The 12,450-nt window shown below is 73.4% G+C and carries 10 protein-coding genes; 3 read left to right on the top strand and 7 right to left on the bottom strand.

What is annotated here, in order from left to right; all coding sequences use genetic code 11:
• Positions 1 to 16 precede the first annotated feature (16 nt).
• The 6 genes from Q5694_RS18390 to Q5694_RS18415 form a co-directional block, all read right to left on the bottom strand.
• Positions 17 to 949 (bottom strand): S66 peptidase family protein, encoded by a 933-nt coding sequence (locus Q5694_RS18390; protein WP_333934220.1) that lies wholly within the window; start codon positions 947 to 949, stop codon positions 17 to 19.
• Entirely contained in the window at positions 946 to 2,910 is a 1,965-nt protein-coding gene (locus Q5694_RS18395; protein ID WP_333934221.1) for a prolyl oligopeptidase family serine peptidase, read from the bottom strand. Before Q5694_RS18395 ends, Q5694_RS18390 begins: the two co-directional genes overlap by 4 nt.
• A 4-nt stretch (positions 2,911 to 2,914) precedes the next feature.
• Positions 2,915 to 4,228 (bottom strand): M20/M25/M40 family metallo-hydrolase, encoded by a 1,314-nt coding sequence (locus tag Q5694_RS18400; RefSeq protein ID WP_333934222.1) that lies wholly within the window; start codon positions 4,226 to 4,228, stop codon positions 2,915 to 2,917.
• Entirely contained in the window at positions 4,221 to 5,054 is an 834-nt protein-coding gene (locus tag Q5694_RS18405) for a M55 family metallopeptidase (RefSeq protein ID WP_333934223.1), read from the bottom strand. The genes Q5694_RS18400 and Q5694_RS18405 overlap by 8 nt, the downstream gene beginning before the upstream one ends.
• A gap of 162 nt (positions 5,055 to 5,216) precedes the next feature.
• The gene (locus Q5694_RS18410; RefSeq protein WP_333934224.1) at positions 5,217 to 7,598 is read right to left on the bottom strand and encodes an MFS transporter; all 2,382 of its coding nucleotides are present in this window, start codon (positions 7,596 to 7,598) and stop codon (positions 5,217 to 5,219) included.
• A 154-nt stretch (positions 7,599 to 7,752) separates the two neighbouring features.
• Positions 7,753 to 8,196 (bottom strand): SRPBCC family protein, encoded by a 444-nt coding sequence (locus Q5694_RS18415; RefSeq protein ID WP_333934225.1) that lies wholly within the window; start codon positions 8,194 to 8,196, stop codon positions 7,753 to 7,755.
• 171 nt (positions 8,197 to 8,367) lie between these two features.
• On the opposite strand from Q5694_RS18415, the gene Q5694_RS18420 reads away from it, so the two are divergent.
• The 3 genes from Q5694_RS18420 to Q5694_RS18430 all read left to right on the top strand — a co-directional run bounded on the left by Q5694_RS18420 (position 8,368) and on the right by Q5694_RS18430 (position 11,772).
• A complete protein-coding gene (locus tag Q5694_RS18420) occupies positions 8,368 to 9,408 on the top strand; it encodes an Rv2578c family radical SAM protein (protein WP_333934226.1) in 1,041 nt (346 codons plus the stop codon).
• Between the two features lie 137 nt (positions 9,409 to 9,545).
• The gene (locus tag Q5694_RS18425; protein WP_333934227.1) at positions 9,546 to 11,144 is read left to right on the top strand and encodes an alpha/beta hydrolase; all 1,599 of its coding nucleotides are present in this window, start codon (positions 9,546 to 9,548) and stop codon (positions 11,142 to 11,144) included.
• Positions 11,145 to 11,268: 124 nt separating this feature from the next.
• Positions 11,269 to 11,772, top strand: coding sequence for a GNAT family N-acetyltransferase (locus Q5694_RS18430; RefSeq protein WP_333934414.1), 504 nt, complete (start codon positions 11,269 to 11,271; stop codon positions 11,770 to 11,772).
• A gap of 91 nt (positions 11,773 to 11,863) precedes the next feature.
• On the opposite strand, the gene Q5694_RS18435 is transcribed toward Q5694_RS18430, so the two are convergent.
• On the bottom strand, positions 11,864 to 12,439 hold the full coding sequence (locus tag Q5694_RS18435; RefSeq protein ID WP_333934228.1) for an adenylosuccinate lyase: 576 nt from the start codon (positions 12,437 to 12,439) through the stop codon (positions 11,864 to 11,866).
• Positions 12,440 to 12,450: the final 11 nt, after the last annotated feature.

Genomic DNA, 12,450 nt, shown 5'->3' on the forward strand with positions numbered 1-12,450 from the left:
CCGGCAGCGGTCCGTTTCAGCTCAGCGCCGGTGCGTCGAGCGTCAACGTACCCGCGTCGGCGTCCAGTTCGGCCGTCACGCCGAGGGGCAGCGTCAGGGCGCCCTCGCCGTGGCCGAACCCGAACTCCTCCACGACCGGGACGCCGAGCCCGCCGAGCCGGTCCTGCAGGACCGTCCGCACGTCCTCGTACGTCCCGCAGGACTCCCAGGAGCCCAGCAGGACCCCCGTGGTGCCGTCCAGCCAGCCCGTGCGCAGCAGTTGGGTCAGGTACCGGTCCAGCCGGTAGGGGCTCTCGGCCACGTCTTCCAGGAGCAGCAGGCCGCCGCGGGCGCCGGGCCGCGCGTACGGCGTGCCGAGGTCACTGGCGAGCAGGCTGAGGCAGCCGCCCAGTGTGACGCCCCGGGCCCGGCCGGGGACGAGCGCCCGGCCGCCCGGGGGCACGGCGGTGATCGTCCGCACGGACTCGGGCTCGAAGAGGGTGGCCCGCAGGTGCTCCTGCGCCCGCGCGTGCTTGAGGAAGTCGACCCCCGCGGCGGCGGGACCGTACAGGGTCACCAGGTGCAGGCGGGTGGCGAAGGCCTGGTGCAGGACGGTGACGTCGCTGAACCCGGCGAACACCTTGGGGCCCGCCGCCCGCATGGCGTCCCAGTCGACCAGGTCGACCATGCGCTGGGCGCCGTAGCCGCCCCGGGCGCAGAACACCGCCGCGACGGACGGATCGCACCAGGCGTGTTCGAGGTCGGCGGCGCGTTGTCCGTCCGTGGCGGCCAGGTAGCCCAGGCTACCGTGCCGGCCGAGCGCATGGGGAGCCACGACGGGGTCGAGGTCCCAGCCCCGCAGGATGTCCAGCCCGGCCTGCAGCCGCTCCTCGGGGACCGGCCCGCTCGGGGCCACGACGGCGACGCGGGCGCCGGGCGCGAGCCGGGTCGGCCGGACGAGCGGTCTCATCGTGTCAGCTCCAGGGTCGGGACGCCGGGCGGGCACAGACCGAACACCTGGGCGTACAGGGAGAGTTCCGCCTCCAGTGCGCGCACCATGGTGTCCGCCCGCCGGAAGCCGTGCCCCTCCCCCTCGAAGGCGAGGTAGGCGTGCGGCACCTTGCGGCCCGCGAGCCGGGCCAGGAACCGCTCGCACTGGACGGGCGGACAGATCACGTCGTCCAGGCCCTGGAGGAGCAGGAACGGCACGCTCAGGCGGTCGGCGTGGGCGGCGGGCGAACGCTCCTCGTAGCGGGCCGGCACCTCGGCGAGCGGCCCGATGAGGCTCTCCAGGTACTGCGACTCGAAGTCGTGGGTCTCCCCGCCGCCCCACCCGGCGAGGTCGAGGATGGGGTACTTGATGGTGCCGCAGGCGTAGACGCCGGTCGTGGTCAGCGAGGCGGCCGCGGTCCAGCCGCCCGCGCTGCCGCCCCGCACGGCGAGGCGGCGGCGGTCGGCGGTGCCCTCCTGCGCGAGGGCCAGGGCGACGGCGGCGCAGTCCTCGACGTCCACCACGCCCCACTGCTCGCGCAGCCGCTCCCGGTAGGGGCGGCCGTACCCGGTGGAGCCGCCGTAGTCGACCTCGGCGACGCCGATGCCGCGGGAGGTGAAGTAGGCGATCTCCAGGTCGAGCACCAGCGGGGCGCGGCCGGTGGGCCCGCCGTGCGCCCAGACGACGTAGGGCGGCAGCTCGTCACCGGGCGCCACGCAGCCGGGGTGGTGCGGCGGGTAGACGTGGGCGTGGATGTCGCGCCCGTCGGGGCCGGTGAAGGTGCGGATCTGCGGCTCGGGGTAGTACGCCGGGTCGACGGCGTCGTCGTGCTCGGCGCCGACGACCCGGGCGTGGCCGGTACGGGCGTCGAGTTCGACGACCTCGTGGGCGCTGCGCGGGCTGGCGCCGACGGAGACGACGCGGTCGCCGTGGGCGGCGAGGGTGGGGGCGAACTCGGTCCAGGGGCCCGCCGCGTCGACCACCTCGCCGGTCTCGGGGTCGAGGATGCCCAGGGCCGTGGCGCCGCGCCCGTGCACGACGGCGATCAGGCCGCTCTCCAGCGGGGCGAACCATCGTGACCCGAGCTTCCACAACGGGCCCGCGAACTCCTCCTCGCGCGGGCACACGGGCTCGCCGTCGAGGTAGAGGTTCCACCAGCCGGTGCGGTCGCTCGCCCAGAGCAGGCGGCCGTCGTGGGTGAAGCCGGCCTGGGGAATGGACTCCTCCGGGCCGCCGGCCACGGTCCGGGGTGCCCGCAGGGTGCCGTCCGGGGCGACGTCGGCGAGGATCAGTTCGGTGCCGTCCCACGGCATGCGGGGGTGGTCCCAGCCGAGCCAGGCCGCTCGCCGGCCGTCCGGGGAGAGCCGCACTCCGGTGACGAACCGGTGCGCCGCACCGGTGAGTTCGCGCACCGCCTGCCGGTCCTCGGCCGCGGAGCCGTCCAGCGGGACGGCGGCCAGGACCCGGCGGACGTCGGTGGGGCCGGCACCGGTGAACTCCTCCAGCACGCACCACACCTCACCCCGCTCGGGCCGCAGCAGCGGCTCGGCCCAGCGCAGGCCGCCGCCCACCGGCGACACGGGCGTCAGCGGGCGCGGCTCGCCCCCGGGCTCCCAGCGGTACAGGCGCTGGTCGGCGAAGTTCACGAACACCGCCAGCGGACCCGGATCACCCGGGAGCGCGGCCCAGGGGTGCCCGCCGTACTCGATGACCCGGCTGCGCACGTTCCACGGTGCGGGCAGCACCTGCTCCTCGCGGCCGTCGGCGTGCCGGCGCACCAGGGTGCGCCGGCCGCCCTCGGCGGGGCGCGGCTCGGTCCACCACACCTCGTCGCCGACGAAGTCCACGTACTCCGGGTGCCCGTCGTGCGCGGCGGCCGTCGCCGCGTCGATGGGCGAGGGCCATGCCCCGTACGCCAGCGTCCGCACCGTCTCCCCCACTCGTTCAGACCGTCCGCAGGAAACGGTCGAGCACGCGCACGCCGAAATGCAGCGCCTCGACCGGTACCCGCTCGTCGACCCCGTGGAACATGGCGGCGTAGTCGTAGCCCTCCGGGAGCCTGAGCGGGGTGAAACCGTAGCCGGTGACGCCCAGGCGTGAGAACTGCTTGGCGTCCGTGCCGCCGGACATGCAGTAGGGCACCACGTGCCCCTCCGGGGCGAACTCCTCGATCGCCGCCCGCATCCGGGCGTACGTCGGGGAGTCCAGCGGCGACTCCAGGGCCACCTCGCGGTGGTGGAACTCCCAGTCCACGTCCGGCCCGGTGAGCCGGTCGAGGGTGCTGCGGAACTCGTCCTCGCCGCCGGGCAGGAACCGGCCGTCCACGTGGGCGACGGCGTCACCGGGGATGACGTTCACCTTGTAACCGGCGTCCAGCATGGTCGGGTTGGCGCTGTTGCGCACGGTCGACTCGACGAGCTTCGCGGCGGGGCCGAGCTTGCGCAGCAACACGTCGACGTCGGACAGGTCGCCGTCGATGCCGTAGAGCGCGGCGAGTTCGGCGAGCGCCGCGCGTACCGTCGCGGTGGGCCGCAGAGGCCACTCGTGCTCGCCGATGCGGGTGACGGCGGCCGCGAGCCGGGTCACGGCGTTGTCCGGGTTGACCTTGGAGCCGTGGCCGGCGCGTCCGCGTGCGGTGAGCTTCAGCCAGGCCGTGCCGCGCTCCCCGGCGGCGATCGGATAGATCTGCCGGCCGTTGCCGTCGTGGAAGGTGAAGGCTCCCGATTCGCTGATGCCCTCCGTGCAGCCTTCGAACAGGTCCGCGTGCCGCTGCACGAGGAATCCCGCGCCGTCCTCGGCGCTGGCCTCCTCGTCGGCGGTGAAGGCGACGACGATGTCCCGGCGGGGCCGTACGCCCAGGCGGGCCCAGGCGCGCACGACCGACAGGATCATCGCGTCCATGTTCTTCATGTCGACGGCGCCGCGCCCCCAGACCACCCCGTCGCGGACCTCCCCGGAGAAGGGGTGCACGCTCCAGTCGGCGGCCGCCGCCGGCACGACGTCGAGATGCCCGTGGAGCAGCAGCGCGCCGGCCGCCGGGTCGGTGCCCTCGATGCGGGCGACGACGTTGGTGCGGCCCTCGGTGCGCTCCAGCAGCGTCGGTTCGATGCCGGCCTCGGCCAGGCGTGCGGCGGCGTACTCGGCGGCGGGACGCTCCCGGCAGTCGCCGCCGCCCCGGTTGGTGGTGTCGATGCGGATCAGGTCGGACGTGTACGTCACGACCTCGTCCAGTGCCTGCGCGTCCACCTGCTCAGCCATACGCCTCCTCCACCGCGGCCGCGACGATCGTGGTGACCGCCTTGAAGGTGCGGATGCCCTCGTACATGGTCCCGCTCGTGTACGCCACCTTGCGTTCCGCGACCCGGTCCACTCCCGGCACGACGGTGGCGGCCATCGCCAGGTGCTCGGCGTCGAACTCGACGGCGATCGTGAACGGTCCCCCGCGAACCGGCTCGTGACGGACCGCCAGCGCCGCGGCCTCCTTCGCCGCGGCCCGGATGTCCGCCGCGGTGCGGGCGGGCGCGCGGCACACGGCCGCGTACCGCGACACGTGGTCCTTGACGGCGACCTTCAGCGCCTCCGGCGCGTAGCCGAGCGCGTCCTCGCACGCCACGTCGTCGCCGGTGACCAGCACCACCGGCACCCCGAACTCGGCGACGACGTGCGCGTTGAGCAGTCCCTCGCTCGCCCGGACGCCGTCGAGCCACACGCCCGTGATGGAGTTGGCGAGGTAGGTGTGCGCGAGGACGCCCTCCATGCCGGCGCCCGCGTGGTAACCGACGAACGCGATGCCGTCGACGTCGCCGTGCTGCACGCCCTCCACCATGGACAGCGCCTTGTGCCGGCCGGTGAGCAGCCGGGCGCGCTCGTCCAGCTCCTCCAGCAGCAGGTTGCGCATCGTCGAGTGCGCCTCGTTGATGATCACCTCGTCGGCGCCGCCGTCGTGGAAGCCGAGCACGGCGGCGTTGACGTCGGAGGTGAACAGCGCACGGCAGCGCTCCCATTGGGAGGCGCCGGGCATCACGTCGTCCGGCCAGGTGACGCCGGTGGCGCCCTCCATGTCCGCGCTGATGAGGATTCTCATGACGAGCCGTCCCGGATGGAGATCTTCATGGTTCGTCACGTTACGCGCTGCGGGCGCAACCGGCTACGACGCCGTCCCGGGGCCGGACGGCCGCCCCGCCGACCGGCCGGTGCGCGGCCGGTGCGGCGCGGGCGCCCCCGGGCGGCAGTTCGGGCGCGTCTGTCAGTTCTCGTGGCCGAGCTGCAGATCGCGTTCGGTGCGTCCGCCTCCGGCCACCTGCAGGACCGTGGCGACCGGGGGGTAGCCGGCAGCGATGACGGTGTACTCGCCGGAGGACAGGTCGACGAACCGGAACGTGCCGTCGGGGCCGGTGGTGAGGGTGTCGACGACGTTGCCCGCCACGTCGAGCAGGGTGACGCGGGCGTCCTCCACGGGCCGTCCGCCGCCGGCCCGGACGGTACCGCGCAGGACGGCGCCGCCGGCCAGTTCGATGTCCCGGCGGGTCTCGCGCGCGGCCTGGACGGTGACGGGCAGCGCGGCGGGACGGAAGGCGGGGGCACTGGCGGCGAGGGTGTACTCGCCGGCCACCAGCTCGGTGATGACGTAGCCGCCCTCCCGGCCGCTGCGGGTGGTGGCCACGACCTCGCCGTGCACGTTGGTGAGGGTGACGGTGGCGTCCCGCACGGGCGTGCCGTCGGCGGTGACCACGCTGCCGACGAGGTTGCCGGCACCGCCCAGGACGATGTCGAGTTCCACGGGCCGCTCGCCCACGGTCACGGAGACGGCCTGCGGCTGGTGGCCGCCGGCCGCGGCGATCAGCACGTAGGAGCCCGGGCCGGGGGTGGCCAGCGCGTACCGGCCGTCGTCGCCGCTCGCGCCGCGTCCGGTCTGCTGTCCGGTGACGTCGATGAGGGTGAGCGCCGCGCGTGGTACGACGGTCCCGTCGGGGTGCTGCACCGAGCCGCAGACGGGGACGCCGCCGGCGTACGCGGCGCGCGCCGGCGGGACCGGGGCGATGCCCGGGGCCGTGTCCGGGTCGGTCAGCGAGGCGTTGTGGGACACCAGGGGTTTCTCCTTGAGGAAGAAGGCGATGACCAGTCCGAGGACCAGCACCGGCACCAGGTAGAGGAAGATCCGCGGCATGGCGTCGGCGTAGGCCCGGATGTAGCCGTCGCGCAGGGCCGGGGGCAGGGCGTGCACCAGCTGCGGCGTGATGGCCTCGGGGTCGGGGAGGCCGCCGCCGGCGGGGAGCCGTTCGGCCAGTGCGTCGGCGAGCCGGTCGGCGAACAGGGTGCCGAACACGGCGGCTCCGACGCTGCCGCCGATCTGCCGGAAGTAGTTGTTGGCGCTGGTGGCGGTGCCCAGGTCGGCCTGGCGCACCGAATTCTGCACGGCGAGGACGAGCACGGGCATCACCAGGCCGATGCCCGCACCGAGGATGGCCATCCAGATGCTGTAGTGCAGCCGGGGCGTGCCGACCTCCAGCCGGGACAGCAGCCACATGCCGGCGACGGAGAGGACGCCGCCGAGGACGGGGTAGGCCTTGTAGCGGCCGGTGTGGCTGATGAGCTGCCCCGAGACGATGGAGGCGCCGACGATGCCGGCCATCATCGGCAGCATGAGCAGGCCCGACTCGGTGGCGGAGGCCCCGTCGACCATCTGCAGATAGGTCGGCAGGTAGCTGGCGGCACCGAACAGTGCGACGCCGACCACCAGCCCGACCAGGCCGGTGACGTTGAAGACGGAGTCCCTGAACAGCCGCAGGGGGATGAGGGGTTCGACGGCGAACCGCTCGACGACCAGGAAGAGCACGGTCGCCGCCGCCGCTCCCGCGGCGAGGCCCAGGATGACCCGCGAGTCCCAGGCGTGTTCGGTGCCGCCCCAGCTCGTCAGCAGCACCAGGCAGGTGGAGGCGGCGGTCAGCAGCAGCGCGCCGAGGACGTCGAACCGGGCCCGGACGGCGGGTCTCGGCAGCTTGAGCGCGACGGCGACGACGGCGAACGTGACGATGCCGAAGGGCACGTTGACGTAGAAGCACCAGCGCCAGGAGAGGTGGTCGGTGAAGTATCCGCCGAGGAGCGGACCGGCCACCGAGGCGAGACCGAAGGAGGCGCCGATCAGGCCCATGTAGCGCCCGCGCTGCCGGGGCGGCACGATGTCGGCGATGATCGCCTGGACGCCGATCATGAGCCCGCCCGCGCCGACGCCCTGCAGGGCGCGGAAGGCGATCAACTGGTCCATGGTCTGCGCACGGCCCGCGAGGGCGGAGCCGACGACGAAGACGACGATGGCGAACTGGAAGACGCCCTTGCGGCCGAGCAGGTCCCCGAGCTTGCCGTAGATCGGCAGCCCGACCGTGGCGGTGAGCAGGTAGGCGGTGATCGCCCAGGACATGCGGTCCAGGCCGTGCAGCTCGCCGACGATCTTCGGCAGCGCCGTCGCGACGATCATCTGCTCCAGGGCGGCCAGGAGCAGGGCCAGCATGAGCGCGAAGAAGACCAGCCGGACCCGCGGGGCCGGGTCGGCCTCCGGGTCCGGCGGCGGCGCGGGGATGTCGGGAGGCGCCACCGCCGGTTCGTCCTGCGCCAGAGTGATCCCGCCCACTCACCGCTCCCCTCGTCACGTGCCGCACAATTCCCGCGTAAAAGCGACAACTACGAGCAAGCGCGACGAGTTACGGCGCAGGAGCGAACCGTACGGAGATCACTCGAACCGGTGAGGACCTCAACAGGCCCTCTCCGACGGAGCTTTGGGCGCGCTACTTCTCGACCTCGGCGGCGAGCCGGGCGAGCACCGCGTCGTGGATGCGGCCGAGGCCCTTCGGGGCGAAGGTCTTCTCGAAGAAGCCGCCGATGCCGCCGGCGCCCGTCCAGGTCGTGGTCACGACGACCCGGGACTTCCCCTCGCCGGCCGGGGTGACACGCCAGGTGGTGACCATGGAGGAGTTGCGGTCCTTCTCGACGAGCTCGCCGTCGGTGGGCTCGGTGACGTCCAGGAGGCAGTCGCGCACCCGCTTGCTGGTGGCCTGGAGCTTCCAGTGCACCAGGGTGCCCTCGCCGTCCCCGCCCTCACGCACCTCGTACTCGCTGTACTGCTCGGGCAGCAGCTTCGCGCGCGTACCGCTGTAGTCGGCGAGGGCGTCGAACACCGTCTCCGCGTCCGCCGCGACGATCCGCTCCGTTGTGGCTTCGACCTGCGCCATCGCTTTCCTCCAGGACCTGGTTGCTCGGGGGGTCGGGGCAAGCCAACCACCCCGCCGCACGGCCGCCCAAATCGGGGTGGCACAACCCGGTCGCACCCGTTCGGAAAGCACCCTCGCACGATCAAGGGAACATGTGTTCTATTGTGTGGGCAGTGCTACCGAGGAGGCGTCATGCGCTGGGAGAACCTCACAGTGGACTCCGAACACGGCCGGGCCGACGCCGCGCTGTTCGGCGCGGACGCGGTGACGACCCGGACCTTCGACACGCCGGAGTTCGCCGGAATCACCTTCCACGAGATCAGGGCCCGGTCGATCATCAACCGGGTGCCGGCGGTCTCGCGGATGTCGTTCCAGTGGACGGTCAACCCCTACCGGGGGTGCTCGCACGCGTGCGTGTACTGCTTCGCGCGCAAGACGCACAGCTACCTCGACCTCGACACGGGCCTGGGCTTCGACAGCCAGATCGTCGTCAAGACCAACGCGCCCGAACTGCTGCGGCGGCAGCTCGCCTCACCCCGCTGGCACGGCGAGCACATCGCGATGGGCACCAACGTCGACTGCTACCAGCGCGCCGAGGGCCGCTACCGGCTGATGCCGGGCATCATCGCGGCCCTGCGCGACCACGCCAATCCGTTCTCCGTCCTGACCAAGGGCACGCTGATCCTGCGCGACCTGGACCTGATCCGGCAGGCCGCCGAGGTGACCGACGTCGGCATCTCGGTCTCGGTCGGCTTCACCGACCAGGAGCTGTGGCGCACCGTCGAGCCGGGCACACCCGCGCCGGAACGGCGGTTGGAGGTCGTCCGCGCCTTCGGCGAGCACGGCATCGGCTGCGGTGTGCTGATGGCGCCGGTCATCCCGTTCCTGAGCGACGGGCCGGACCAACTCCGGGCGACCGTGCGGGCGATAGCGGCCTGCGGTGCCACGTCCGTCACCCCGCTGGTGCTGCATCTGCGGCCCGGCGCCCGTGAGTGGTTCATGACCTGGCTGGGCCGGCACCACCCGTATCTGGTGCCGCGCTACGAGAGGCTGTACGCGGACGGCTCCTACGCGCCGAAGTGGTACCAGCGCCGCATCACCCGCCAGGTGCACGAGCTGGCCCGGGAGTACGGCATCGGGCCCGCGCGCATGGGGACGCCGAGGCGGATCCGGCCGCCCGAGCCGGTGGAGGAACCGCCGGTGTCCGGACCCACCCAACTTTCGCTTCTTTGAGAGCATTCGAGGGCATCCCACGATCCAATCGGGTCATGGGTTCAACAGAATGAGTTCTTCCGGGACCGGTTTCCGGGACGATGCGGCGAGGACGGCGACCCTCGCGGGCCTCGATCCCGCCGTCCTGGGAGGACTCCATGAGAAAACGCGCAGCCGCGCTGTGCGGCGCCGCCGTCGTCATGGCCGGGGCCTTCACGGCCGTACCCGCCGAGGCGAGCGCACCCAGTACCGCGTACACGACCCCGCCGGCCGCGAAGCTCAGCTGGAAGAGCTGCGCCACCGACGACCACCCGACGCTGCAGTGCGCGTCCTTGAAGGTGCCGCTGGACCACCGCAGGCCGCGCGGGGAGAAGATCACCCTCGCCCTGTCCCGCGTCCCGCACACCGCCCGCACCTACCAGGGCCCCCTGCTGGTCAATCCCGGTGGTCCCGGGGGCAGCGGCCTGACGCTCGCCGGGTTCGTCGCCTCGTCCCTGCCCGCGAAGGTCGCGGCCCAGTACGACGTCATCGGCTTCGACCCGCGCGGCGTGGGGGCGAGCAAGCCGGCGCTGGACTGCAGGCCGGGCCACTTCGACCCGGTCCGCCCGGACTCCCTTCCGGCGACGCCCGCCGTCGAGAGGGCCAACCTCGACCGCGCCGAGTCCTTCGCCGCCGCCTGCGGGAAGAAGTACGGGCACCTCCTGCCGTACATCGACACCACCAGCGCCGTGCGCGACATGGACGCGATCCGGCGCGCTCTGGGCGCGAAGAAGATCAACTACTTCGGCTACTCGTACGGCACCTACCTGGGCGCGGTCTACGCCCGGTACTTCCCCGAGCGGGTCCGGCGCCTGGTCCTGGACTCCGTCGTCGACCCGACCGACGTCTGGTACGAGGCCAACCTCAACCAGGACGTCGCCTTCAACGACCGCCACCGCGCCTTCCTGGCGTGGGTCGCCCGGCACGACGGCACCTACCGGCTCGGCACCGACCCGGAGCGGGTCGAGGCCGCGTGGTACGCCATGCGCGCGGCCCTGGCGAGGAAGCCGGCGGACGGCACGGTGGGCGCCTCGGAACTGGAGGACACCTTCGTCCCCGGCGGCTACTACAACGGCTACTGGCCGCTGCTGGCCGAGGCGTTCGCGGCGTACGTCAACGGCAAGGACCACGGGCCGCTGGTCGAGGCGTACGAGGGCCTCGGCGCGGTCGACGCCTCCGGCGACAACGGGTACAGCGTCTACACCTCGGTCCAGTGCCGGGACGCCGGCTGGCCGCGCGACTGGCGGCAGTGGCGCCGGGACAACTGGGCGGTGTACGAGAAGGCGCCCTTCATGACCTGGAACAACGCCTGGTACAACGCGCCCTGCGCGTTCTGGCCGACGGACTCGTTGCGCCCGGTGAACGTCGCCAACGGCAAGCTGCCGCCGGTACTGCTGTTCCAGGCGACCGGCGACGCGGCCACCCCGTACGAGGGTGCCGTCACGACCCACCGCCTGCTGGCCCGTTCCAGCCTGGTGGTCGAGCAGGGCAGCGGCAACCACGGCATCACGCTGAGCGGCAACGCCTGCCTGGACGGGCACTTGGCGGCGTACCTCGCGGACGGCACCGTGCCGCGTGGTCACGGCGAGGCGGACGCGGTGTGCGAGGCGCTGCCCGATCCGCAGCCCCGGGAGGCCGGCGCTGCGGCCTCGGCACGGGGGACGACGGGCTCCTCGAAGGGCTCGGCGCTGCACGGCCTGCTCGGCTTCCGCCACTGAGCGGCCGGCCACCGCCGGGGGCGGACGCCGTCGGCGGGTGGGCCACCATGGACCCATGACCGAATCGACGAGCGTCACCGTCCCCGGCGGTGGTCACCCCCTGAACGGTGTGCGGATACGGGAGATGACGCCGGCCGACTGCGAGCGCGTCGCGGAGATACGGGTCCGCGGCTGGCAGCACGCGTACCGCGGCATGATGCCGCAGTCGTATCTCGACGGCCTCAGCGTCGCGGAGGACGCCGAACGGCGGCGTGCGCGTCTCGCCCGCGGCGAGGACGGCGTGACGGACCTGGTCGCCGAGGACGCCGGCGGCGAGGTGGTGGGCTGGGCCTGCCACGGCCCTTACCGGGAGGGTGAAGTCCGCACCCGGGACGCCGAGTTGTACGCCGTCTACGTCCATCCCGACCGGCTGGGGCGGGGCGCCGGGCGGGCACTGCTAGCCGAGTCGGTCGCGCGGTGCGCCGCCGCGGGCCGCGGCCGCATGTTCCTGTGGGTGCTCAAGGACAACGACCGGGCCCGCCGCTTCTACGCCCGGGCGGGCTTTTGCGCGGACGGCGGCGAGGAGTCCTTCGAGGTGGCCGGGGTCCCGGTGCCGGAGGTGCGGTACGTGCGGCCCCTGTCCCGCTGACCATGCCCGGCGTCCGCCGCCCCGCCGCCGCGGTGGGACCCGTGGGGGTCCGGCGCCCACCCGCCCGCCTCCGGGCCGCGACCCCGCGCCCTCACCTCTGCTCGGGGATCCGCCCCAGGGCCCGTACCGCCGCCTCGGCCAGTGCCGGGTGGGCGAGGGCCTCGTGCAGCACCGGGCGGGCCCGGTCGTCGCCCAGCGTCCCGAGCCCGTCCACGCAGGCGAGTGCGACACGGCGGTAGGGGTCGTGCGGGCGCAACCGCCGCCGCAGGGTGGTGATCAGGGCCGGCACGGCCTCCGGCGCCCGCAGGTCGACCAGGAGCCGCACCGGGTGCAGGGCGTAGGCGACGCGCAGTTCGTTGGTGGCGAGGGCGGCCGCGGCGCGTGCGGTGCGCGGGTCGCCGAGCCGGGCGAGGGCGTGCGCCGCGGAGGCACAGCGCGGCGGATCACGGTGGTTGAGCAGCAGCACCAGCGACTCGAAGGCACGCCGGTCCCCCGCCAGTCCCAGCCGGAACGCGGCCAGTTCCCGCGCCCACAGCGGTTGCCCGGGTTCGGTCAGCACCGCCGCGAGCGCGTCGGGATCGTCGGTCGCCACGAGCCGCTCGAACGCCGGCGTGCCTCCGGACTCCTGCCGTAAGCGCACCGTGAGTGATCGCAACTCTTCGTCCATGACTGAGAGGT

It is taken from the genome of Streptomyces sp. AHA2 (assembly GCF_036857595.1).
In the GTDB taxonomy this organism is placed as follows: Bacteria; Actinomycetota; Actinomycetes; order Streptomycetales; family Streptomycetaceae; genus Streptomyces.